This window comes from Streptosporangium becharense (assembly GCF_014204985.1).
GTDB lineage: Bacteria > Actinomycetota > Actinomycetes > Streptosporangiales > Streptosporangiaceae > Streptosporangium > Streptosporangium becharense.
Genome location: NZ_JACHMP010000001.1, coordinates 93,942 through 116,874 on the forward strand (window position 1 = coordinate 93,942; position 22,933 = coordinate 116,874).

Sequence of the window (22,933 nt, forward strand, 5' to 3'; positions counted from 1 at the left end):
ACGCCGCCGGCGGTCAGGGACACGCTCGGGAGCGGAGAGTTGATCTCGGCCGCGGTGAGCTCGCGATCGTCGCCGGCCGCACCCGACAACCAGACCCCCGCCCGTTCCAAGAGCGCGATCGACCGGCTCATCGCCCGCCGCGGCCGTGAGAGCGCGACCGCGGCCGCCGGTCACCGGGGGTGCCCGCGGAACCGCTCGCAGAGACGTTCGAGGCCGAGGCCGCTGATGAGCAGGCGTTCCCTGGCGTCGCTGAGGAGGTCGGCGCTCCACGTGGTGAAGCCCCCGTCTCCGAGGTTGAGGTCGTCTCCGGCGGGGGTGGTCGCGCGGATCTCGAAACAGGCACCGCTGTAGTAGCCGCGTCCGGCCCCGCGCTCGTCGTCGAAGACGAACGCGGTGGCGGGGTACGCCTGCGTGAGCGGATCCAGGACGCTCTCGCGCAGGGTCCGGCGATGCCGTCCGGCGGTCAGGTCGGTGACGGACACGCGCACCGACCTGACCCGGTAGCCGAGGGTGCGGGCACTGTCCAGAATGTCGAGGTGGACGCCGATCTGTTCGGTGAGGGCCGCGGTCTCGAAGATGAACGAGCTCTCGGCGCGGCCCGCGGTGCACAGTCCCAGCAGCGCGAAGTGCGCCGTCATGCCCGGCCCGGCGAACACCTGGGCGCGCACCACCCGGTGGGTCGCCGCGAGCCGGACCCTTGCTCGCGAGCGAGGGTCGGCTCGCAGCAGCTGCCGGCGGCGCACCGCGCACTCCAGGGCCAGGACGTTGGTGGCGTCGGCGACGGCCTCGGTGTTGCGGACGGTGGTGACCACCTTGTTCTGGTCCACGGTCGCCACGGCCGAGTTGGTGCCCAGCGGGCACAGCGGCGACAGCGCCAGAGCGGTGAAGGCGTGCCGGGCCAGCCGGTCGTGGACGAGTGCGTTCAGGCGCGTCAGCTCACCGGCGTCCAGCGGCGACGGCGCGGTGAACCGGTTGTCCTCGTAGGCCCGTAGCAGGCGGCCCGGTGTCACTGCGGCGGCGCGGCGCCGGTAGACCTCCAGCAGCAGCGTCTGCAGGTCGGTCGGCGACAGCCGTTCGGCGAGCGCGGTCAGCAACCGGGGCGTGGCACCCTCGCGCAGGACCCGGCCGAGCCATGGGTCGTGCGCCTCGGCCGGCTGATCCGTGCCCTGCCCTGATGGACCGCTCATCACCTCATTGTGGCGCGCCTCGGGGCCGTGGCCGCAAACGCGCTCCGTCCGCACGAGGTCAGGGCTGTACGACCTGGAAGCTTCGCCTCGCACGTGGCGTGCCGTTGACAAGGACCTCGATCGCGTGCTCGCCGGGGTGAATTGTGCGCGTGCTCATCCCTGCGCGGAGTGGGTGAGTCTTGACGAGGGTGACCGGGTTCCCCGCCGACACGGTGAGCCTCCTGAGCTTGTAGACCTTACGCCCACCGGGACGGCCCGAGGGGCCGGCGAAATGAACCACGTAGTCGACGATCGCCTCCGATGTCTCGACGGCATGCACGGTGATCGAGATGTCGAGGACCGCGCCGAGGTGGACCGTGGGTGGGATCATGACGTCGGTGACGGTGACGCGTCGATCGGGATCGACGCCGAGAAGGTCCAGGGTGTCTCGGTGTCCGGCTTTGACCAGCGTGCGCGTGGCGTGGCGGACGATGTAGTTCATCTCGCGGGGCTCCTGCCGGCCGGTGGTCCGCCACCTGCGCAACGTCTCCACGACCAGGTCCGGGTCGGACTTCGCAATGTCGTTGAGATGGTTGGCGACAGAGCGGGTCACAAAGCGGGTGCGATCATCGAAGAGGTTGTCGAGGATCGGGATCGCGGCCGACGCCGGGACCGAGAGCCTGCGGGCCCACGGCAACCGCGGCCGGGTTCCCTCGCTGCAGAGCCGGCGGACGTGATAATGCTCGTCACGCGTCCAGCCGATCAGGGTGTCCATGGTGTGGCCGGGGTAGGCGTTGATGAAGGTCCGGATGGCGTCTTCGGCGGAGAACCGAGTGGTGATCTGCTTCAGCGCGTCCAGGGAGTAGGCGAGGTCGGTGTCGGTGCAACCGCGTCGTGCGACGAAATCGGAGTACGCCGCGTAGATGAAGTCACCGAAGTCGCCATCAGACAGCGTCGGGTCGCACGGTGCCGGGAGCGACCTCAGGAGAGCGCCGACCGCGGGTCGATAGTCACCGGGCAGATGCCTCTCGAGGACTTCGGAGATCCACCTGATGCGCTGCTTCAGCTCGAGGTCCCCGAGCCGGTCCATGACCTCGTCGATGAAATCCTCACGCCGGAACGACGCCTGGACTCGTTGGAGCCGGGTCGCGACCATGGCGACCTTGTCCACGTTGAACAGCTGATCCTTCAGAGACCTCTGCACGGGTGCTACTGCGATGCGCATGGTGCTCCTTTCGTTTCCCACTCCCGGGACGGTATTGCTAAATACGACAGTGGTTGTCATATTTGGCGGATGAGTGAGGCTGGAGGGTCCGATCGCGGCAGAGCGCAGCGGCTCGACGCGCTCAAGGCGCTGCTGGCCGACCGTGACATCACCACCGCAGCCGAGCTCGCCGACGAGCTCGGCGTGAGCCTGCGAACCGTGCAGCGCGACCTGGCCACGCTGCGCCACTCAGGTATGCCGATCGAGGGCGACCGGGGACGCGGAGGTGGCACACGACTGGAGCGAGGCTGGTCGCTCGGCCGGGTCCACCTCAACGAGTCGGAGGCACTCGGGCTGCTGCTGAGTCTCAACATCGCCGAGAAGATCGGATCCCCCTTGCTGCTCGGCGACCTGAGATCCATCATGCGGAAGGTCGGCAATGCCTTCGCGCCCGCGCAGACCCGCCGCATCAAAGCGCTCCGTAACCGCGTCCTCGTCGGGCAGGCGGCGTCGGCTGCCGTCCTCGCGGGCTACCGCCCACCCGAAGCGGCGGTGACCAGAGCTCTTCTCACCGCGTTCATGTACCAACGCGTCGCGTCCCTCAGATACCAAGATCAGTCGGGCGTCACGACCGACCGTGAAATCGAGGCCCAGTTCCTGTACCACAACGTCCCCGTCTGGTATGCGCTGGCGTGGGACCGCCTCCGCGACGGCGTCCGGTTCTTCCGGATCGATCGCATCCAACAGATCACCGTGCTCGATATCGGGTTCCGCCTTCGACCGGCACACCACTTCCTCACCGCCGGCGAGTCCGAGGCGCGGTCCATGTAGCCGTACGGAGGCGACGCGGTCCTACACCCCGGGCCCCGGGGTGATCATCCCGCCGCTCCCCCGGCCTCCGGCCCGGTGGCCCGTACGCGCAGCTCGGCGGTGACGGCGCGCTCGCGCAGCAGGTCGGCCTCGGCGCGCAGCGCGTCCAGCTGTTCGCGCAGGTCGGACAGGCGTACGCGTTCCATGGCCAGCTGCATGCGCGCCTCGTCCCGCTCGGCCAGGGCTTCGGTCACTTTGCCCGCCGCACGTTCCTGTGCTTCGGCGATCTTCCCTGCGGCGCGCTCCTCGGCCGCCGCCAGGTGGCGGGCCGTACGCTTCTCCACCTCGGCCGCCTGTTTCTCCGCGCGCGACGCGCTCGCCCGTGCCTCCGCAGCCTCGGCCAACGCCGCCGAGCGGGCCGCCGCCTCACCGTCGGCGCGGGCGAGCGCGCGGTCCCGTTCCGCCTCGGCCGCCTCCGCGCGTGCCACCGCCGCGACGACGGCCCGTTCGGCTTCCGTCCTGGCGGCGGCGGCCGCCTCGGCCGCCTCCGTCGCCCGGTCGCGTTCGGCCTGCGCCTGTTCGGCCCGCCGCTGTTCGTGCGCGGCCCGTTCCCGGTCGTGGTGCGCCTGTGCCTCGGCAGCCTCGACCCGTTCGGCCATCTCCCGGATCGCGGCGTCCCTGGCGGCCTCGGCCCGTTGCGCGCGCAGGGTCGCCTCATGCTCGGCGTGCCTGGCCCGCCGCTCGGTGCTGGCCGCCTCGTGCAACGCGGCCAGCGCCTGTTCCCGGGCGGTTTCCGCGTCGGCCAGCGCGGTGTCCCGCTCCGTGTGGGCCTCCTCGACCTGACGCGCCATCGCCTCACGCTCACGATGGGCGTGCTCGGCCGCCTCACGTGCCAGGCGTACCTGCTCGAATGCCTGCTCTCGTTCGGTACGGGCGATCGCCACGCGCGTGTGCGCCTCAGCCTGCGCCGCGCTGATCTTGGCCTCCACCCCCGCCGGGCTCACCTCCTCGGCCAGCACCTGCGCCAGCGGCGCGATGACCGCGGCCATCCCCTTCTCCATGCGCTCGTAGAACTCCTCGGCGCGGGCCAACGCCCCTTCCAGCCCCGGCGTCGCCCGCCGCATCTCCCGCTCACGTTTCGCCACGGCCTGGCAGTCGCTTTGCGGGCAGTACTCCTTCGGTCTCCCCCTGCCGTGCCGCTGCTCGATCGGCGTCCCGCAGTGTTTACACGGCGTAACCGCTCCTGACTCTTTCACACCCACCAGCCTAGCAGCTCTGATTTTCTAGAAAATAAAAATCAGAAAATAAGATCTGTTGCGTCTCCCTCCGTCTGAAGTAAGTACCGGGAATGGAAATTCCCGCAAGTTACACTCCGAGACGGAGTGACAGCAGAGGTGCATGTTGCTGCGGATTGCCGCGAAGTTGTCCTGGGGTAATGCCACCTGGTGTCAGTGGGAGTGCCACAAGGTGTCAGCAAGGTCCTTTGCATAGGCCACGTCGAAGGGGCGCCCTCGCGGCACCCAGAGGCTATTTCCGCAGGTGAACGCCATGTTCGGAGCGGAAGCCGCGTCGCAGCCTGCCTCCTGTCATCCGTCTGCCGCCTGCGCCCGTAAGCGATGACCTCGTGGTCCTGCTGCGTTTCGGCAGCGAGATCTGTACGGAGGAGACCTTCGCTCCACTGACACGTGGTGGCACTGATGCCACCTGCTGACGATACCCATCGAGCCGATGACCTGGCGTTTTGCCATGAGATGTCAGCGGGAGGTGCCCGCCGCCGTCAGTACGGATCAAGAACACCCGACACGGACCGTATGCCCCTTCGAGAGGGGGCACTGCGTGATGTCCGTCCGCCGTGCGATGGTGGTCACCAGCGGGGGAAACGACGATGGGCGCCCTGCGCAGGGGCTGCCCATCGGAAGTCGTGTGTCTTGGCGTGCGGGGCGGCGTGACCGGCGTTGAGGTCCTCTTGCCGGCCGTGCAGTCCGGCTAGCGGATCCTGGTCGGCCTCGTGCGGTGTCCGGGCCTGGATCAGTCGGGCGGGTAGGCGCCGGGTCTGCTGGTCGTGGCGTTGGCGCACCCGTTCGAGGTCGGTGCGGGTGGCCAGGGTCTCCTCGCGCGCCGCGGTGTCGGCCAGGGACAGCCGGCATAGCTGACAGCACATGACGTTTCCGGGAAGGCGTGATGAGGAGAAAGACACTCTGACCTGGGAGTTCGTCACCTGCTGTCAGGGGGAATCGTCATCGGGACGTCAGTGACGCCTCCCTCGACGATGGAGGGCTCCCGGCCCGGATGAGTGATCTTCCCGTCCGCCTAGGCTCGCTACCTGCGCTTTTACGCCGGGGCGAGACACACTGCCGGGAGAGGCGTTTTCCGGCATCGATGGCCGCGGTGGCGGAAGGGGGTGAGCGTCTCAGGGACGCTCAGAGAAGTTCTCGCGAGGTGCGGTATCGCTTGAGCCCTCAGTCGATGCGCTCTGCGGAGGCGGCCGAGGGGTGCGGAGATGACTGATCGTCTGCTGGGCGGTGGCTGCGCGTTGTCCGGCGGCTCGGGCGCGGAGTTCGGCCCCTTTCAGCGCCTGCTGCAGATCTTCCAGGCCCAGTGCTCGCGAAGCCACGGCCAAGCGGCAAGTAACTCCCTGTAACCGCCGGAGCCGCACCGGAACGCGGGCTGATCGGTGCTCTGGGCGGTCAGCGCTGGACGGCGGGCTTTCGTCGTGAGGGTTGGCTCCCTGGCTCGGCTGGACTCACAGGCCGACGCCTCGCATGGCGTTGTCGCGCCAGCGGTCGACGGCGCGGATGTAGCGCAGCACCACCGGTGAGGCAAGGGCCCAGCGGCCGTGCTTGGCGATGACCGAGACGGGGACGCCGGCGGCGTAGGCGACGGTGGCGCCGCCGGCGCGCAGGCTGTGCGCGGTGAAGCTTTCCCCGCCGGGCACGCGGGCGCGGACGGCCAGGTCGCGGACGATGACCTTGACGGCGTCGGTGCCCAGGCGCGGGCCGAGGGCGCCGTGGCGGGTGACGCGGCGTAGCAACCGTCCGGAGGCCTGCCCGACCTCGGCGAGCACGGCCTTCCAGCTGATCGCGCTCACCGACCAGCTGCGCCAGGCCAACCAGCAGCTGATCGACCAGGCGGCCGCCGCTGAACAACACGCCGAGGAGGCCCGCCGCGGCCGCGGCCGGTGAGCAACGCGCCTTTGAGGCCGTCGGCGCCCGGGAGGCGGCTCAGCGTGACGCCGCCGCCGCATGGCAGGCGCAGGCCCGGGCCGAGGCCGCACGCCAGCATGAGCACGCCCAGCAGGTCGAACGGCTGACCACGCAGCGGGTCACCGACCACGAGGCGGCCCGGCAGCGGGCCGAGCAGGCCGTGCCGGTAGCGAGCGAGGCAGCCGGAGCGACGGTGTCCCGTCAGCCAACGGTGATTCCGGCCGTGGTCGTCTACGGCAGGAGGTGGCGCAGGGCGTAACCGGTGATCGCCGAGGTGGTGGCCGCCATCAGCAGGCCTCCGGCGACACCGATGGTCACGGTGAGGGCCAAGGGCTGCCCTGGCTGCCACAGCGGCGTGGTGAACCCGGTGAACATGCCGAGGCCGACAGTCCAGGCCGCAGTGGTCGCGGGGATCCAGCGGGCCGCGTGCCGTACGTGACAGCGCAGGACCAGCCACTGAGCGGTGCCGATGGAGGCCAGCAGGACGGTGCCGAGGAGGGCGACCACGATGGCGAGCGGCACCGGCGGCCAGGCGGCCATCGACTCCCCGTAGATGGACGGGATCAACCCGATGAGGTAGGCCAGCGCGGCGGCGCCCGCCGTGGCGGCGATCCATCGGCGGCGACGCAGCCTGGGCAGCGCGTGACTCAGCACCGCGGCCTGCCCCCAGCCCAGCAGGCAGCCCTCGACCGCGCCCGCGACCAGCAGCGCCGGCACGGTGACCGCGGAGGTCATGCCGGCGGTGAAGGTGCCGACGCAGGCCGGTACCGCGAAGCCGGTGAACTCCGCCAGGGTGACCGTCGCGAACCAAGCCCGTGCGAGCGGCCGGCCACGAAGGGGAAGAGTCGACGGTAACGGCCCGGGGAAGGTGATCACCACGAAGGTGGCGTCCTCGGGCAGCGCGACACGTGGATGAGCCCGCCGGTATGCCTCCGCGGCGGCGCTTTCCGGTCCGGTCACGACGACGCCCGTCCCGCCGTGCCACCGGCCGTCCAGCAGCACCTCGACCGGAGCCCGGCCAGTGAAATGGCGCCACCAGCGCTTCTTCGCGGCGTCACCGGCCAGCACCACGACCCGGTCGTCGTCACGGGCGACCTGCACCGGTAGGGCGACCCGCACGCCGGTACGCGAGGTGTAACGCAGCACGCCCATTCCACAGTCGAGCGGCGATCGCGCGGCCGAGTCGAGTAGCCGCATCACCAGCCGATTCGTCAGCGGGATCCGTGGGTTCCCCGCTCGGAGTCGTCTCTTGCCGCGCGCCGGGCCCGAAGTCATGGTCACCTCCTCACTGTCGCCATCCCCGGCCCTCCGGCACAGGGCCGAAAGCACCACCCGCGGAAGGCTTTCGGCCCCGATCACGGTGAGAACCCACGCCGGGCCCGGGAGCACGTCGGTTTCCCGGTCGACGATCCGCCCTGCGCTCTGGCCGGTTTCCTGGCCGGCGGCCCGCGCTGAGCTCTCGTCCTTGGTTCACCGCGACAGGGTGTGCCGATTCCAGGCGGAAGCGGCCGCGGGAATCCTGGCGCTGAGATTTTTGAGCATCCTGCGTTCGCACAGGAACGATCCCGGGTCGATGAACAGCGACCAGAAGACCTTCCGCAGGGACGAACGAGGCGGGGCCATGCGCCACCGGCTCACCAGGCGGGTGCGATCCTGGCCCGCCGCGCGCAGGGACACACACCATGTGCCGCCCTTCTCGTCCCCGGCCACGAGCAGAGCGCCGGGGTGCAGGAGGCGGACCCCGGGCCCATGCCGGGGGTCATGAGGATCCGGTCACCAACCCGAAGATCCTGCAGGTCGGCGACGACATGGTTCGCGCTGGGCCTGCCGTCGTTGTCGAGCCAGTCATAGCTGTACCAGCCCGCCCGGCCCCAGCCGATCTGTGCCAGCCACGGCCACACCTGCCCCGGACGGGCCTCGATGGTGACCGCCCGGGTGGTGACACCCGCGCCCGGGATCACCTCATCACCCGGCATCACCGCGGCCACCTCGGCGTCGGTGGCACCCCAGCGGTGCTGCCAGGGCTGGAAGACCAGCCCGCCCGCCAGGAGGACCACGGCGGCGAGCACGACACCCGCGCCCAGCCCGACCCACAACCCGAGCCAGAACGCCAGCCCGGCCAGGACCGCCAGACACGAAGCCACCACCGCCAAGATGATCCCCGCGATGATCGATGCGGTGCGCATGCCCTCACCCCCGCCTTCCGAACTCCTCTGAACTCAGCGTCGGCCGGCGGTCCGGTCACCGGACAGGGACCTACGGCCCCACACCGCCGGGATCTGGTCGGCAACACCGGTCGCTCACGAGTCGTGACAGGCGGTAGGACGGCGCCCCTCTCCCCCGCCGCCTTGAGCGGGGCCGCAGGTCTTCCTCACGCGTCCGATACAGAACACAGGACACAGGCTGGTCCCTCTCACGAGGGCCCAACGGCCCTCCCCCTCCAGGCACAACAGCGCGCATCGTGGTGAGGGTCCGGTCCCCCGATGATCGGCCCGTGAGGAGAGGTCGAGGCTGTGATGGGCAGACCAAGCCAGGCGGGCACACCACGAGGCATCGCCGGAGGGCTGTATCGCCTCAAAAGATGGATGTACCGGTCAGGGCGGCCCAATCTGCTGGCACGAGCGATGAACGCCGTCTCGGCGGTGCAGTTCTCCAGCGGGATCCTGGCGCCACGTCACCGGGTGACGTTGCAGGTGCCCGGCCGGCACACCGGCAGACCGGTCTCCTGCCTCCTGGTGGTCGTGGACCACCGGGGTGAGCGCTATGTGGTGGCGATGCTCGGGGAACGGGCCAACTGGGTACACAACGTACGGGCCACCGGCGGCCGGGCGGTGCTGTGCCACGGCACCCGCGAAGCGGCACACCTGGAGGAGATCAACTCCTTCACCGAGATCCTCGACAGCACCGTCTGGCCCGGCTGGTCTTCGAGGTGTGACCCTCTCCCACGGCGCGGCCGGCCACATCGTCCGCCTGCGCCGGATCACCCGGTTGGGCGAGCGCCGCGGGCCGTTGGTACCGAGTTGACAACCGGTCTCCACGGTGACCCCTTCCGGCGACGGGCACGATCTCGTCGTCCGGCTCGGCGACCGGGTGCTGTGGAGACCAAGGACCCGCCGGGGCGGCGTGACATCCCGGCGACGCAGGACTTCCGGCCCTGCCCGCGTGACCGGAAGCGCAGTGAGATGAAGAAGGAACCCCCACCCCTCAAGGAGGACACGATGCGCGTGAAGGTCAGCGAGGTCATGACCCGCGAGGTGACGTCCGTCGGCGGCGCCACCCCGTTCAAGGACGTCGCCGAAGTGCTCATCGCCCACGGTGTCAGCGCGGTCCCGGTCGTCGATGCCGGCAACCATGTCATCGGCGTCGTCTCCGAGGCGGACCTGCTGCACAAGGAAGAGTTCAAGGAGCAGTACTACCACGAGGGCTACCAGCCACCGCTGCGCGCCCGGCTGCGCCACCGGCTCGCCCGGAAGCAGGACCGGGGTAGGGCCAAGGCGCACGGTGACACCGCCGCCGAGCTGATGACCTCCCCCGCCGTCACCGTCCGCCCTCAGTCCGCGATCGTGTACGCGATGCGCCTGATGGACGAGCGCGGCGTCAAACGCCTGCCGGTCGTCGACGAGAACGGGGTCCTGCAGGGCATCGTCAGCCGCCAGGACCTGCTCAAGGTCTTCCTCCGCTCGGACGCGGCGATCACCGAGGAGATCCAAAAGGACATCCTGGACCGCTCCGTGTGGACTGACACCTCCCAGGTGAAGGTCTTGGTGCACCGGGGTGTGGTGACCCTGACCGGCCGGATGGAACAGCGCAGCGAGGCACGGTTCACCGCGCATATGGCGGTGCGGGTCAACGGCGTGGTCGATGTCGTCGACGAGATCCGGTGGGACGAGGACGACTCTCCCGCGTGAACGGACCGGTAGCGGTTCCGGACCGGACGGCTCCCGCCCCGCGCTGGAAGCGGGGCGGGAGCCGTCCGGCGGGGCCCGTGGTCGCCCCGGGTGGGTGATCGTCGCGGCCGACATGAGCACCGGCGATCAACGGTCACCGCGGACATGTCGCCTCCTCACCGCGGGCCTTCTACGACCCGCCACCGCGCCGGGGCCGGGCAGAGCCGCAGGACGCGCGTGCCGCCGAGGCCTTCCGACCTCTGCGACAGCCATACGGCGGGCCGGTTCGCACGGCGGGACCATCGGCGGCCGCAGTCGGGACCTTGGTCTCCGTCGTCGAGGTGCCGCAGCGGCCATGCTGGGGGCCGGACAGAAGACCCGGGAGCACAGGGAGGTCATGAGATGACCGTCACGAAGGAAGAAGTACGGGTCCACGCGGGCGAACTCGCCGAAAAGATCAAAGAGTTCATCCACGAGGGCAACATCCGCCGGATCTTCGTGAAGAACGTTCACGGGCACACCGTGCTGGAGGTACCGGTCACCGTCGGGGTGGTGGCATTCATCGCCGCTCCCGTGGTGACCGCGGTCGGCGCACTGGCCGCGCTGGCCGCGGAATGGTCCATCGAGGTCGAACGCGACGAGCAGGGCGACGGAACCGCCTAGGGTGTCCTCTGCTCGGCCACGCGCGCGTTCTGGGGAATCCTCGCAGAGCCACTGGAGGCAGAGGTGGGCGTCACCATGCCGGCAGGTCGGCCGGCCATCGCCACGCGCCGGGTCGGCTACACGATCGCCGCCGTCATCGACATGACACTGTTGCATGTCATCAACGTCCGGCCGGGCTGGCAAGCCGTACCGTTCCTCACCGAAGACGTCCGGCAAGTGCTGTGGCTGGTCAACCTCTCAGTGATCGTGGGATTCGCCGCCAACATGATCTACCTGGTCCACGATCCGAAGTGGGTGAGACACGCCGGTGAGCTGATCACCACGGTGATCAGTCTTGTCATGCTGATCCAGGTTCTGCGGGTCTTCCCGTTCGCCTTCGACGACCCTTCCGTCGACTGGGCGCTCATCACGCACACGGTGCTGATCGTGGCCGTTGTCGTCACCGCCGTGGTGGTGGTGAACCTTGCGATGCTCCCGCGGCGGGTAACCGAACGGTGACCCGCGGCCCGCCCAGAGGCCGCCGCCACGCCGCACTCCGGCTCGGGCGGCGCATCCGCCGTTAATTCAGCGACGCGCTCCACCGCAGCCGGGTCCCGCCTTCGGAAGGGACTCTGCGGTGAAGACGCCTCCGAGCCGCGTGGCCCGTTCCCCGGGGTCGCGCAGGCCGCTGCGGCGGCCTGGCGGTCACCCGGTCACCGACCGCGACCTCGATCACGTCTCCGGGCATGATCTCGGCGGGCCGGGACACCGGGTGACGCCGTGCCGTACCTCGGCCAAGGGCGTAGTGATCGGGTGAAGACCGGTGATCCGGTACCGGAAGAACTCTCCTTCGGCCCACCGGTCGGTGCCGAAGAACCACCCCACTCTCCCCACGCTGGGGAGGGTGAGCCCGTCGAAGGTGGTCCAGGCGGTGATCTCGCCGCCGAAGGGGTGCCGCCCCCATGATCCGGTGTTGTCCGGGTCTCCCCACCGGTCGAACGCGAACGACCGGATCCGGCCGTCGGCGGTGAGCTCGTAGCGGGTCCGGACCGTCTCGCCGTCGATCGTGTGACTGACGCCGATGTGCGTGTCGTCCTCGGCCGACCATGTCGCGCCGAAACGGGGCAGCAGCGACGTCGGCACCCAGCACGCCTCCGCCCCCGCCCGCTCGGCGGCCGAGCGGGAGACGTCGGTTCCCTCGGCGTGGACCAGTGGGATCAGACCGGCCACTGTCCAGTCCATACCGCCGCGTCCTTCGGCGTAGTGATCCGAGCCGGTGATGAGGCCAGCGACCCGCGCCGCCCACACGAACCCTCGGTGCGGGACGAGCACCTGGCGGGCCCGGAACGGGAGCCATCTTCCGATCCTGATGCTGCCCCGCATGCGAAGGCGGACGGCCAACGCCAGAGGCGTGCCTGGCGCGATAGCCCCGACAAGGTGCCTGCACACCGGCGCGGGCAGTCCCGCGACCTCGGCCGCGGTGAAGACCGCGGGGGCTGGGAGCCGCGCCAGGAGGGTTCTTTCGATCCGTGACCACTCCGTTCTGTTCATGACGTCCTCCTCCCCGTACGCCTCAGAACCCGGGAGGCGAGGAGCGCTCCTGCAAGGACGATCGCATTCACGATGACGCCTGCGGTCGTCTGAGGGGGACTGACCGGCAGGAGCGGCAACGACAGGGCCGTGGCGGTGAGAGCGGCCAGACGCCAGGAGGGGTGCCTCCTCGCGTACGGATCCCATCGGCTCAGGCGTCGGATACCGGAGCAGGCGATCCCCGAGGCACCGGACCTGCCGGTCAACGGACTTCCGACCTGTTCCCCGGCCGGTCCGCCGTGAGAACAGGCGCATACGGCGAAGGCGAGGGGTCGTCGGCTCGGTGCTTGACGACGGCCACCGGGCACCGGGCCTGACGGAGCACCTCCTGGCTCACCGAACCGAGCATTCCTCCCCTGAGGCGGCCCAGTCCTCGGGATCCCACGACCAGCAGCCGGGCCCGCTCACCGCAGGACAGCAGGGCGGGTACGGGTGACCCGTCCGGCGTGCTGATTGTGACGACCACGTCACGATGGTTCGGGGACAGCCGGGTCATGGCCTCGGCGACCCACCGCTCGGCCTCCGCCCTCTGCCGCAAGAAGGCGTCCGCCTTCGCGTGGATCACGTGGACCGGCAGCCGGTGGTTTCGGGCGTATCCGAGCGCGAACGTCAGGGCGGCCAGGGAGCAGGAGGATCCGTCGACCCCCACCACGACGTCCGCCGGCCATGCCCGCGACCGCGGGTCGACCCGTTCCGGTACGGCCAGCACAGGACAGAAAGCGTGGACGACGGCATGGGCGCTCACCGAGCCGAGCAGCAGCCCGGCGACCCTGCCGAGCCCCCGGCTGCCCACCACCAGCATCTCCGCCGTCCGGCTGAACAGGACCAGCTCGGGTCCGGGAGACCCGCGGGCCAGGATCGACCGTACGGGCCGGCCGGGCAGCAACCGCTCGGCCAGTTGCACCCCGTCCATCAGGGTACGACCCGCGAGCCTACGCTCCTGATCGGTGATCGCAGCCTCGCGTTCGGCGTGGGGCCCGTCCCAGACGTGGCAGACGGTCAGCTCCGCCCCCCGCACCCTGGTCTCCCGCGCTGCCTGCTCGACGGCGGCACGGCTGTGAGGTGATCCGTCGAACGCCACAACCACTTCACGTCTCATCGGCGAGCCTCGCGTTCAGAGTCGGTGACGAGCCGTCCGCGGGCCCGTACGGGAGCGGCCTTCGGGACGGGACGCCGGTCATCTCGCCGGGGCCGGGGGAAGCACCGGGACCAGGCGGAACACGCCTGTCATGAGTTCCGGCGGCTCCCGCCGCTCGGGGATCTCACCCGCCACGGCGCGCAGAACGTCGGTGACGGTCACCATTCCCACCAACCTGCCGGCCTCTCCCAGCACCGGGATCGCGTCGACCCCGGCACCGATCATGACTGCGGCGGCGTCGGCCAGGCGTGCCTCGGGGGTGGTGTGCGGACAGCGGTGTTCGGCCACCAGCGCGCGAACGGGAACCTGTGACTGCTCGATCGGGCCGCCGGACCAGCGGGCGGTGAGGTCCTCGCGGGTCAGCACACCCCGCAAACGGCCGTCCGCCTCGACGACGGGCAGATGGTGAACGTCCGCGCGGCGCATGATCTCCCAGGCCAGCAGGGGCGATTCCTCGGGGGTGACCGCGACGAGGATCCGGCTCATCACCTGGACCACGGCGAGGTCGCGGACGTCGGTCATACCTCCCCCTTGGGACGCACCACGGCGACGGGGCAATGGGCGTGGTGCAGCACGCCGTGGCTGACCGAACCCAGCACGGCCGAACCGAGACCGCCCATCCCCCGGGAGCCGACCACGACCAGATCCGCTGCCTCCGAGGCCTCGCGCAGGACGGCCACCGGGTGGCCGATGACCACCGTCTCCTTGATCTCCACCTGCGGGTAGCGCTCCCGCCACGGCACGAGCGTCTCGGCGGCCAGGCGCTTCTCCACCGCCAGGGTGTCGTCGATCAGCGAGGTGTAGGCCGCGGCGTACGGGCCGAGGACGGAGGCCTGCACGGCGTGGATCGCGTGCAGCCGGGCCTTGCGCAGGACGGCCTCCTCGAAGGCGTACGCGAAGGCGGCCGTCGAGCCCGACGAGCCGTCGAACCCCACGACGACCTCGTCGTGGGTCTGGTGCCGCGTCTTCTTGACGACCACGACCGGAGCGGTCACGTGCCCGGCCAGGGCAAGCGAGACCGAGCCCAGCAACAGTCCGGCGAATCCACCGAGGCCCCGGCCGCCCAGCACGAGGTGTTCGGCGTCCTCGGCCTCACGCCGCAGGATGTCGACCGGTTTGCCCTGCCCCAGAACGGTCTCCACCTTCAGCTGAGGGAAGTGCGCACGGGCCAGGTCAGCCGCCGCCTCCAGAAGCCTCTGGCAGTGGTCGGTCATGGAGTCGCGGAACCCGGGCGGGGTGTGCAGTGGCATTTCGTAGATCCACGGCGGGCACGCGTGGACGATCCGCAGCGCGCACCCGCGCCGCACTGCGTCGTCGGCGGCCCACTCGACCGCGGCTTGGGAGGAAGGCGAGCCGTCCGCACCCACCGTTACGTGTGCTGTCATGTCATCCTCCTGGGTTCTCCCTTCCATCCGACCCCTCCGACAGAGTTTCGCGCAGCGGCCGGAGGACCTGACCGCCAGGGACTTCCGGCCCTCAACCTCTCCCCCTTCGGCCGGTGGGACGGGGAAGACGGCAAACGGCCCGCGGAGGCAGGAGCCGTCAGCCTCTTGTCGGGAGGATCCCGAGGGGCGAACACATGACGACACCGGGTGACCCGGGCCGCCGGGTGGGCGGGCGGCGTGAGGGCCCGGGGTCGTCCCGCCGAGGGGAGCCGGGCCCCATGTCCGTATGAGGACGCACCGTCAACCCGCCACGGCGGCGAACCGTCTCATAGGGACTCCATCCCCGACATCACGGAGGACCCGACGGTGCGTCTGTCTCAAGCTCTCGCCACCACCGCCCTCCTCACGTTCCTCACCGCATGCGGTGGAGGGACGGACAGCGCGGCGCCGGTTGTGACCGTCACCGCAACCCAGCCGGCCCCCACCTCGCCGGCGGAGCAGCCGACCGCAGAAGACGAGGAGGAGCCGACGCCGCCAGCGGAGCAGCCGGTCGAAGCAGAGAGGAGGACCCTGCCGAACGTGGTCGGGATGAACCTGCAGGAGGGACAGGACACGATGCAGGCCGCCGGGTTCTACATCCTCAACGACAAGGACGCCACAGGGCGGAACCGGTTCCAGATCTCCGATCGCAACTGGGTGATCACCAAGCAGACCCCGGCCGCGGGCCGGAAGGTGTCCGTTGACACGTTGGTCACCCTCTATGCGAAGAAGATCGGCGAGTAGTCCGAGCCTCCCTGCAGATGAACGCGAAACCGAAGGCGAACTCTGCGAGATCCGGCCCCTCCCATGTAGACCGAGAATTCGGGTGGACGGAGGGCACGGCCGGAATACGCCCGGCAAGGGTCTTCCAGGTGACAGCCCTCGACGGGCCGTCACCGAGGACTGTCTCATCTCTGATGAGATCACCTTTCCGGTGAAGGCGCTGATGACAGCGGCACGGCGGTGAAGGTCGCCCATTCGTACATCTGCAGGTCCCGTCCCGGCACGATCAGCTCCGCGCTGCGTATCGGGGCAACCACAGGAGCCGCATCGACTGCGGAGCACCGTCGAGACCGGGGCCGCGGGGCCGTCCGCGTTGTCATGGGTGATCGTCACGCGGGGAGCGAAGCCGTCCGCGGGCTCGGGAACCTGCGGCCACAACATCGCTGATCGCCGCGCGGATCGCGTCTCGCACCGCTGCGGGCGAGGCGGCGATGCGGGCCGCGCTGGTCGAGAAGTACAACACCGTGCGCCCGTTCCTGCGGCTGCTGGGCGAGTCCAAGGCGCTGTCGGCGGCGCCGGGCGGGCGCCGAGCGCTGGCCGCGGTACGCCGGCTGCCGGAGCTGTCGCGACGGCAGGTCAGCAAGAGGCCGCTGCTGCCCAAGGAGATCGACGCCGCGCTGGTGGCCGCGTCGTGGAAGCGGGCGGTGTATGCCAACCCGGACCTGCCTCAAGGGCGGTGGATCGTGACGCGTACGTCGTGTGCGTGCTGGAGCACCTGATTCGGTCCCTGACGATCAGGGATGTGTTCGCCTCGCCGTCGCTGCGCTGGGCTGACCCGCGCGCGCATCTGCTGGCCGGGGCGCAGTGGGAGGCGATTGCCCAGGACGTGCTGGCCTCCCTGTCGCTTACCGATCCCGTCCAGAAGCATCTGAACGACAAGGTCTTGGCCCTGGACGCGGCCTGGAAGCAGATGGCCGCCCGGCTGGAGGAAGCGGCGAGGACGCGCTGGTCTCGGTGGTGACCCCGGCCGGCGGCGGTCGGGCCCGGCTGTCGGTGGAGAAGCTCGGCGCGCTCGGCGAGAGCGAGTCGCTGGCATGGCTACGGGCGACCTGCCAGGCCATGCTGCCCCGCATCGACCTGCCCGAGCTACTGCTGGAAGTGCACGCCTGGACCGGGTTCCTGGACGCCTACGTGCACCTGGCCGACATCTCCACCCGCATGAACGACCTGCCGAGATCGCTGGTGGCGCTGCTGATCAGCGATGCCTGCAATGTCGAATTGACACCCGTGATCAAGGCCGGGGACGAGGCGCTGACCCGGGGCCGGCTCCCCCACGTGGACCAGAACTACGTCCGCGGCGAGACGCACGCCGCAGCCAACGCGATCCTGATCGAGCACCAGGGCCGGGTGCCGATCGTCGCGGCGTGGGGCGGCGGGCTGCTGGCCTCGGTGGACGGGCTGCGCTTCGTCGTCCCGGTCAAGACGATCAACGCCGGGCCCTCACCCAAGTACTTTGGCTATAAAAGGGGTCTGACCTGGCCCAACGCAGTAAATGATCAAGTGGCGGGGATCGGGCAGATGGTCGTGCCCGGCACGCCCCGCGATTCCCTCTACATCCTGGACTGCCTGATCAACCTGGATGCCGGGCCGAACCCCGAGGTGGTCACGACGGACCAGGCCAGCGACAGCGACATGGTGTTCGGGATCTTCTCCATGCTCGGCTACCGGTTCGCGCCCCGCTTCGCCGACCTGGGCGACCAGCGGTTCTGGCGGGCCGACCTGCCCGGCGGCAGTACTGGCGACTACGGAGTGCTGGAGGCGATCGCCCGGAACAAGGTGAACACCAAGAAGGTGCTCACACAGTGGCCGGACATGGTGCGGGTCGCCGGGTCGCTGGTGACCAACCAGGGGGGGCTCACCCAAGGCCGGGTAGTTAGGGTTTCTGGCCTGCTGGCAAGGGGCCGGGGGAAGCCGTGGTCGCGGTGTAGATGCCGTGGCCGATCTTGCGGATGAGGCCGCGTTCGGCCCAGCGAGACAGCTGCCGGTACATCGTGTTCAGGGTGATGTCGCCGAGGTGGAGGGCGATGTCGCGGGGGTGCCAGAGCCGGTCGGGATGTTCGTGGATCAGTGTCAGGACGCGGTGGTGGCGGCGCTTGTTCGGGGTGGTGTGCCGGTCGTCGCGGGAGGCGGTGGGGAGTGTGGGCGGGGGATCGAGGAGGGTGATATCGAGGCTGGTGACGGCGCGGCTGCGATCGGGTCTGCCGTCGGGGCGGCGTTCTTTGTAGCGGGACATGGGTGACTTGACCTTGCGGGTGCTCACGCGCGGGCGGCGCGGTGGGAGCAGGGCGGTCAAGGTGGCGTGGCCGATGGCGCCGACCAGGTCCGTCCCGTCGGTGATCACACCGGTGGCCTGGAGGACTTGGTCGCGGGCGGTCTGGAAGGCGATGGTGAAGGAGCAGCGGTCGGGGTCGGTGCCGGGGCGGGACTCGGCCGCGTCCACCATCACCGTGCGCAGCAGTTGGTAGAGCGTGAGCAGGGCCCACATCTCCTGTTCCAGGCCAGGGCGGTCGCCGGAGCGCAGGACGCGGCCGTTCATGATCGTGTGACGGAGAGCGTAGTAGGCCGATTCGTGTTCCCACCGCTGGTGGTAGAGGTCGACCAGGGCCGCGGCCGGGTAGCGGTCGGCGTCGACCAGGCTGCTGGCCAGCCGGTAGGAGCCGACAAAGACGGTTCCGTCCGCGCAGGTCACGGTGATGCGCGCCTCGATGATGCGCATCTGGACAGCGCCGATCACCGACAGATAGGAGCCGTCGCCAAGCCGGCGCAGGATGGGAGTGCGCCGGTTACCGCGCAGCCGGCCCAGGACCTGCGCGCCGGTGGCCCTCACCTCGGCCAGGAAGTCGTTGCTGTCGAAGCCCTTGTCCCACAACACCAGCATGTCCGGGGTCAGTAGGTGCAACAGCCGCCGGGCATAGCTCGTCTCGCCCTCGCTGGTCGGGCCGAAGACCGCGCCGATCACGGCGCGGGTGCCGGTCTCCACCAGCGTCATCAGCTCCAGCAGGGGGTAACCGCCGTGCCCGACCGAGCCTAGCCATGCCTGGTTACGGGCGGTGTCGGGGGCCTTCAGCGAGCTGCAGCCATCGAAGGAGACCGGGCGATAGGCGCCGAACCTCGCACCTGGTGTTCGACGCCCGGCCAACGGCCCGGACACGACCTCGAACAATCGGCGCATCGACACGCTGCCGACCCGCCGACGCAGGTCACGCAGAGCTTTGGCGGTCGGTGTCACCACCACCAGCCCGGCCAGGCCCGTCGTCAGCTTCTGCCAGACCAGCCGGTAGCCGATCTCCGGGAACAGGCACATCGCCAGCAGGAAGTAGACGCCGACCCGTGAGGGCAGGTCCCGCAGGCGGCGCTGCACGGTTCGGGTCTCGTCCAACACCGCGTCGACCAGCTCGAACGGCATCAGCGCGGTCAGCTCCCCGAGGTGCCCGGGCGCGAACACGCCCTCGGCTACCGTGACACGACGGGTGATGGCAGACTGTGCGGACAGCGGAGTCTCCTCACGAAGAGCGATCTTGGCCGAAAGCCCTTCTACCGGAGCTCCGCTCCTTCGTTCACGCCCCGTTCACTCTGTGAGACGCTCTTGCGCCGCAGCTCCAGGCTCTAACTACCCGGCCTTGGGGGCTCACCCCGAAGTGTGGACACCGATCGTTATGCGGCGAGCAGCACCCTATCGACGGTCTGCTGCTCGTAGTCATTCGGGCTGAGGTAGCCGAGGGCGGAATGTCTTCTTCGGGTGTTGTAGCGGGTGATCCACTTGAAGACGGCCAGGCGGGCCTCACGTGCCGAGGGCCAGCGCTTGGCGCCCTGCAGCGTCTCGCGTTTGAGGCTGGCGTTGAACGCCTCCGCGGCGGCGTTGTCGGCGCTGGTGCCGACGGCTCCCATGGATTGGTGTACGCCGAGTTCGGCACAGACCTTGGCGAACTCGGCCGAGGTGTACTGGGCTCCATGATCGGAGTGGAAGATCGCGCCGTCCAGGCTGCCCCGGATCGCGGCGGCGGCCCGCAGCGCGTCGGTCACCAGCTTGGTGCGCATGTGGTCGGCGATCGACCAGCCCGCCAATCGGCGTGAGCCCAGATCCAGCACGGTCGCCAGATAGAGGAACCGGCCATCGCCGACGGGCAGGTACGTGATGTCGCCGACGTAGCGCCGGTTCGGGGCCGGTGCGGTGAAGTCCCGCTGGATCAAGTCGGGCACCTTGTGATGCGATGGCTCGGGCACCGTGGTGCGCACCTTCTTGCGCAGGTGCAGCCCGACGATGCCGGAACGGCGCATCACTCGTGCGACCCGCTTGTGGTTGACCCTGCGCCCCCGGGCCCGCAGCTCAGCGGTGACGCGTGGACTGCCGTAGGTGCCGTCGAACGCATCGTGGATCTGCTTGATCTCCTCCGCCAGCGCGGCATCGGCCGCGGCCCGCTCCGCCCGGGCTGGAGCGGCCTTGCGCCACCGGTAGAACCCCGAGCGGGACACCTTCAAGATCCGGCACAGCCGCTTCACGCCGAAGGCGTCCCGATGGTCGTCAACGAACTCGAAGCGGCTCACCAGTTCGTCTCTCCGGCGAAATATTTCGCCGCCCGGCGCAGGATGTCGCGCTCCAGCTCCAGCTCCAGCTCCCGGATCCGGGCCTTGAGCTGCTTGTTCTCCTCTTCCAGCACGTCGTCGGACGATAGCGGGCCCCGCGCTAGCCGCTTGACCGGGCCCGCCTTCTTCGCCCCGGCCGTGCCGTTCGCGCGGGCCTCCTTGACCCACAGGCGCAGCGTCTCGCGGTTGATCCCCAAGTCCCGGGCCACCGACGCGTACGTCCGCGCCGGATCAGACAGGTACAACGCGACGGCGTCCGCCTTGAACTCCGGCGGGTACGACTTCATCGCCACGTGGAACTCCTTGTCTCCGGATTTCCATCATCCGGTATTCAAGGTGTCCACACCTCGGGGGCAGGGCCCACGGCCGGCCTGCTGTACGGGGCGGACTTGCGTGAAGGGGCCGCCGCGGCCGCCTACCAGGCGATGGTCGGCGGGTGGGAGCGCTGGAGCGCGCAGGCCGTCCGCGACGACGTCGACGGCGCCCCGGACCGGGCACGGGTCGACCCGCCGCCGCCCCGGGCCGAGGTCGCGGTAATGAGGGCCGGCGCCCTGCGGGCAGCCTGGCCGCCGCCCGCCAGGAGCTCGTGGCCGTGCGCGGGGAGGTCACGCTGCGCGGGCTCGGGGCTGAGGAACTGGCGGACAGCCGTTATCGATGAGAATGATCTTGTTGGGCAACCCAGGGCAGAAGTGGGATACGGGGTATCGGGTTGGGTCGGACCGGGGCGCCCTGCCGTGATTGCTCACGGTGGGTTTCCCTGGCCCGCCCGCCGCACCCGGCGTGCGCGTCTCCACGCACCGGGCGCTCCACGTGCCTTGCCCGTCGGTCAGCTGTCAGCAGCTGCCGGGTCCGGGGTCCATGGGGTCGCGATGTTGCCGCCGCGATAGCGGTAGCGCTTCACCGAGACGCTGGATGCGCCGGTAAAGGCGACGCCCTGGTGAGCGATCCTCCAGCCTCGATCGCAGAAGCGACGTCGGAACTCGACCATGCCGAGCCGGGCCTTGCCCGCGTATTTGCGACGAATCCAGCGCATCAACCGCCCCCAGGTGAAGGCATCGATAGCGCCGAAGATCGCCTTAGATACTCCGTGCCGGAAGTAGTTCGCCCATCCGCGTAGCATCCGGTTCAAGCTGAGAATCAGCTCGGCCAGATCCTGATTGCGGGTTGACCTGTGGGTCTTCGCCAACACCTTGTCCTTGACCGCCTGAACGGCCTTCTTGGACGGTTTGGTGTAGACGTAGTACTTCGAGGTCCCTCGTTTCCGCAGGCGGCGGATGTGGTGCCCGAGGAAGTCGAAGCCCTCGTCGATGTGGACTACGCGGGTCTTGTCCGGTGCCAGTCGCAACCCCAGTGGGGCGAGCACACTGGCCACCTCTCCACGCAGTTCTTCGGCATGGTGCCGGTCACCCGACACCATCAGGACGAAGTCATCAGCGAATCTGATGAGCCTCCAGTTGCCCTGGCCTCGGGTTCTGCGCCGGTTCCGCTGTCGCCAGGTGCTCGTCTCCTGCTGCCATTGCCGGGCGAAGTGCTCGTCCAGCGCCGTCAGGGCGATGTTGGCCAGCAGCGGGGATAAAATCCCGCCTTGCGGGGTGCCGGTCCAGGTCTCCTCCCGAGTTCCGTCAGTCGTCATGACCCCGGACTTTAGGAACGCCTTCACCAGCGCGTTCACGCGCTTGTCCTTGATCCTCGCCCGCAGGCGGTCCATCAGCGCCGTGTGGTCGATTTCGTCGAAACACGCCGTGATGTCAGCCTCCAGAACCCAGTGATAGTTGATGGGTTCGGAGGCCAAATGGTGGATCTCGGCTATCGCATCATGCGCGCGCCGGTTGGGGCGAAACCCATACGAGCACGGCAGAAACTCCGCCTCGAAGATGGGTTCGAGAACCGACTTGAGGCTGGCCTGAACCACCCGGTCAGCGACGGTAGGAATCCCGAGCTTGCGTAACTTTCCGCTTGCTTTGGGGATCATCACCTGCCGCACCTCTACCGGCGTGAACTCGCCTGACTTCAGCGAGTCGCGGATCTGGTCCAGGAACGCCTCGACTCCAATCCAGGTCTCGATCTGAACCACCGTGGCCCGATCGATCCCCGGAGTCCGCGCACCGACGTTGCTGGACACGCGCTCCCACGCGTGCATCAAGAACGCCGGGTCGTAGACGAGGTTGAACAGGTCACCGAACCGGCGGCCGAGGTCATCGGTCGCCCAACGGTGCAACTTGGTCTGCATCCTCCGTACCGCACGCTCGGCTGACCACGGGTCGGGTCAGGCGCTGGCACCGGTGTTCACCGGTGCGTCTTCGGACATTGCCGTCCCTTCGTTGTCTGGCTCGCTGCCGCCCTTCCCCAGGTGGCTGGCTCTCCCGGCCTCGGAGTACTACGGCGGCTCCGTCCCATCCGTCTGTTCGGCCGACGCCGGGCCTATCCCAGGTCGGCGCCTCTGGAGGAGGTGTGACCGGGAGTGATCACGGATGGTTCCCACGTTCACTGCTGTCCGATCGA

At 69.4% G+C, this 22,933-nt stretch carries 20 protein-coding genes and 1 pseudogene; 6 read left to right on the forward strand and 15 right to left on the reverse strand.

Annotated elements, in window-relative coordinates; genetic code table 11:
• Positions 1–170 precede the first annotated feature (170 nt).
• A complete protein-coding gene (locus tag F4562_RS00470) occupies positions 171–1,187 on the reverse strand; it encodes a hypothetical protein (protein ID WP_184548955.1) in 1,017 nt (338 codons plus the stop codon).
• A 58-nt stretch (positions 1,188–1,245) separates the two neighbouring features.
• Positions 1,246–2,391 carry a YhaZ family DNA alkylation repair protein gene (locus tag F4562_RS00475; protein ID WP_184548957.1) on the reverse strand — a complete coding sequence of 382 codons (1,146 nt, stop codon included), beginning with the start codon at positions 2,389–2,391 and terminating at the stop codon, positions 1,246–1,248.
• 69 nt (positions 2,392–2,460) lie between these two features.
• Between F4562_RS00475 and F4562_RS00480 the strand changes: the two genes are divergently transcribed.
• Positions 2,461–3,201, forward strand: a complete 741-nt coding sequence (locus F4562_RS00480; protein WP_184548959.1) for a helix-turn-helix transcriptional regulator — start codon at positions 2,461–2,463, stop codon at positions 3,199–3,201.
• Positions 3,202–3,245: 44 nt separating this feature from the next.
• Here the strand turns inward: F4562_RS00480 and F4562_RS00485 are convergent, their stop codons facing one another.
• The 6 genes from F4562_RS00485 to F4562_RS00510 form a co-directional block, all read right to left on the reverse strand.
• On the reverse strand, positions 3,246–4,325 hold the full coding sequence (locus F4562_RS00485; protein WP_311734317.1) for a coiled-coil domain-containing protein: 1,080 nt from the start codon (positions 4,323–4,325) through the stop codon (positions 3,246–3,248).
• Between the two features lie 719 nt (positions 4,326–5,044).
• Complete coding sequence (locus F4562_RS00490) at positions 5,045–5,341, reverse strand: hypothetical protein (protein ID WP_184548963.1); 297 nt, start codon at positions 5,339–5,341, stop codon at positions 5,045–5,047.
• 582 nt (positions 5,342–5,923) lie between these two features.
• Positions 5,924–6,289 carry a site-specific integrase gene (locus tag F4562_RS00495; RefSeq protein WP_184548965.1) on the reverse strand — a complete coding sequence of 122 codons (366 nt, stop codon included), beginning with the start codon at positions 6,287–6,289 and terminating at the stop codon, positions 5,924–5,926.
• Positions 6,290–6,614: 325 nt separating this feature from the next.
• Entirely contained in the window at positions 6,615–7,658 is a 1,044-nt protein-coding gene (locus tag F4562_RS34010) for a hypothetical protein (RefSeq protein WP_221207988.1), read from the reverse strand.
• A gap of 195 nt (positions 7,659–7,853) precedes the next feature.
• The gene (locus F4562_RS00505; RefSeq protein WP_184548967.1) at positions 7,854–8,006 is read right to left on the reverse strand and encodes a hypothetical protein; all 153 of its coding nucleotides are present in this window, start codon (positions 8,004–8,006) and stop codon (positions 7,854–7,856) included.
• 11 nt (positions 8,007–8,017) lie between these two features.
• Positions 8,018–8,569, reverse strand: a complete 552-nt coding sequence (locus tag F4562_RS00510; protein ID WP_184548969.1) for a hypothetical protein — start codon at positions 8,567–8,569, stop codon at positions 8,018–8,020.
• Positions 8,570–9,601: 1,032 nt separating this feature from the next.
• On the opposite strand from F4562_RS00510, the gene F4562_RS00515 reads away from it, so the two are divergent.
• The 3 genes from F4562_RS00515 (at position 9,602) to F4562_RS00525 (ending at position 11,431) form a co-directional block, all read left to right on the forward strand.
• On the forward strand, positions 9,602–10,291 hold the full coding sequence (locus tag F4562_RS00515) for a CBS domain-containing protein (RefSeq protein WP_184548979.1): 690 nt from the start codon (positions 9,602–9,604) through the stop codon (positions 10,289–10,291).
• Positions 10,292–10,672: 381 nt separating this feature from the next.
• Positions 10,673–10,933, forward strand: coding sequence for a DUF4342 domain-containing protein (locus F4562_RS00520; protein ID WP_184548981.1), 261 nt, complete (start codon positions 10,673–10,675; stop codon positions 10,931–10,933).
• Positions 10,934–10,996: 63 nt separating this feature from the next.
• Positions 10,997–11,431 (forward strand): hypothetical protein, encoded by a 435-nt coding sequence (locus F4562_RS00525; RefSeq protein WP_184548983.1) that lies wholly within the window; start codon positions 10,997–10,999, stop codon positions 11,429–11,431.
• 213 nt (positions 11,432–11,644) lie between these two features.
• On the opposite strand, the gene F4562_RS36150 is transcribed toward F4562_RS00525, so the two are convergent.
• From F4562_RS36150 to F4562_RS00545, 4 genes are all read right to left on the reverse strand, one after another.
• Entirely contained in the window at positions 11,645–12,757 is a 1,113-nt protein-coding gene (locus F4562_RS36150) for a DUF6544 family protein (protein ID WP_311734318.1), read from the reverse strand.
• Positions 12,705–13,601, reverse strand: a complete 897-nt coding sequence (locus tag F4562_RS00535) for a universal stress protein (RefSeq protein WP_184548987.1) — start codon at positions 13,599–13,601, stop codon at positions 12,705–12,707. The genes F4562_RS36150 and F4562_RS00535 overlap by 53 nt, the downstream gene beginning before the upstream one ends.
• Before the next feature lie 78 nt (positions 13,602–13,679).
• The gene (locus F4562_RS00540) at positions 13,680–14,162 is read right to left on the reverse strand and encodes a CBS domain-containing protein (RefSeq protein WP_184548996.1); all 483 of its coding nucleotides are present in this window, start codon (positions 14,160–14,162) and stop codon (positions 13,680–13,682) included.
• Positions 14,159–15,025 (reverse strand): universal stress protein, encoded by an 867-nt coding sequence (locus F4562_RS00545; RefSeq protein WP_184548998.1) that lies wholly within the window; start codon positions 15,023–15,025, stop codon positions 14,159–14,161. Before F4562_RS00545 ends, F4562_RS00540 begins: the two co-directional genes overlap by 4 nt.
• A gap of 453 nt (positions 15,026–15,478) precedes the next feature.
• Between F4562_RS00545 and F4562_RS36155 the strand changes: the two genes are divergently transcribed.
• Both F4562_RS36155 and F4562_RS36580 read left to right on the forward strand, forming a co-directional pair.
• On the forward strand, positions 15,479–15,808 hold the full coding sequence (locus tag F4562_RS36155; protein WP_221207989.1) for a PASTA domain-containing protein: 330 nt from the start codon (positions 15,479–15,481) through the stop codon (positions 15,806–15,808).
• A 455-nt stretch (positions 15,809–16,263) separates the two neighbouring features.
• Positions 16,264–17,695: pseudogene (locus F4562_RS36580) on the forward strand (Tn3 family transposase); the annotation flags it as partial.
• A 25-nt stretch (positions 17,696–17,720) separates the two neighbouring features.
• Here the strand turns inward: F4562_RS36580 and F4562_RS00560 are convergent.
• From F4562_RS00560 to ltrA, 3 genes are all read right to left on the reverse strand, one after another.
• The gene (locus F4562_RS00560) at positions 17,721–19,292 is read right to left on the reverse strand and encodes an IS4 family transposase (RefSeq protein ID WP_221522787.1); all 1,572 of its coding nucleotides are present in this window, start codon (positions 19,290–19,292) and stop codon (positions 17,721–17,723) included.
• A 209-nt stretch (positions 19,293–19,501) separates the two neighbouring features.
• A protein-coding gene (locus F4562_RS00565; protein WP_375782492.1) for an IS3 family transposase occupies positions 19,502–20,724 on the reverse strand; the annotation gives its coding sequence in 2 pieces (ribosomal slippage) (positions 19,502–20,409 and positions 20,409–20,724; 1,224 coding nt in all).
• 533 nt (positions 20,725–21,257) lie between these two features.
• Complete coding sequence (ltrA, locus tag F4562_RS00570; protein ID WP_184546045.1) at positions 21,258–22,661, reverse strand: group II intron reverse transcriptase/maturase; 1,404 nt, start codon at positions 22,659–22,661, stop codon at positions 21,258–21,260.
• Positions 22,662–22,933: the final 272 nt, after the last annotated feature.

Excerpts from the sequence above, each read along its gene's own strand:
- F4562_RS00520 (WP_184548981.1), top strand. The coding sequence starts at position 10,673 with ATGACCGTCACGAAGGAAGAAGTACGGGTCCACGCGGGCGAACTCGCC.
- F4562_RS34010 (WP_221207988.1), bottom strand. The coding sequence starts at position 7,658 with ATGACTTCGGGCCCGGCGCGCGGCAAGAGACGACTCCGAGCGGGGAAC.
- ltrA (WP_184546045.1), bottom strand. The coding sequence starts at position 22,661 with ATGCAGACCAAGTTGCACCGTTGGGCGACCGATGACCTCGGCCGCCGG.
- F4562_RS00480 (WP_184548959.1), top strand. The coding sequence starts at position 2,461 with ATGAGTGAGGCTGGAGGGTCCGATCGCGGCAGAGCGCAGCGGCTCGAC.
- F4562_RS00470 (WP_184548955.1), bottom strand. The coding sequence starts at position 1,187 with ATGAGCGGTCCATCAGGGCAGGGCACGGATCAGCCGGCCGAGGCGCAC.
- F4562_RS00510 (WP_184548969.1), bottom strand. The coding sequence starts at position 8,569 with ATGCGCACCGCATCGATCATCGCGGGGATCATCTTGGCGGTGGTGGCT.
- F4562_RS00475 (WP_184548957.1), bottom strand. The coding sequence starts at position 2,391 with ATGCGCATCGCAGTAGCACCCGTGCAGAGGTCTCTGAAGGATCAGCTG.
- F4562_RS00535 (WP_184548987.1), bottom strand. The coding sequence starts at position 13,601 with ATGAGACGTGAAGTGGTTGTGGCGTTCGACGGATCACCTCACAGCCGT.
- F4562_RS00505 (WP_184548967.1), bottom strand. The coding sequence starts at position 8,006 with ATGGCCCCGCCTCGTTCGTCCCTGCGGAAGGTCTTCTGGTCGCTGTTC.
- F4562_RS00490 (WP_184548963.1), bottom strand. The coding sequence starts at position 5,341 with ATGTGCTGTCAGCTATGCCGGCTGTCCCTGGCCGACACCGCGGCGCGC.
- F4562_RS36150 (WP_311734318.1), bottom strand. The coding sequence starts at position 12,757 with ATGCGCCTGTTCTCACGGCGGACCGGCCGGGGAACAGGTCGGAAGTCC.
- F4562_RS00540 (WP_184548996.1), bottom strand. The coding sequence starts at position 14,162 with ATGACCGACGTCCGCGACCTCGCCGTGGTCCAGGTGATGAGCCGGATC.
- F4562_RS00545 (WP_184548998.1), bottom strand. The coding sequence starts at position 15,025 with ATGACAGCACACGTAACGGTGGGTGCGGACGGCTCGCCTTCCTCCCAA.
- F4562_RS00515 (WP_184548979.1), top strand. The coding sequence starts at position 9,602 with ATGCGCGTGAAGGTCAGCGAGGTCATGACCCGCGAGGTGACGTCCGTC.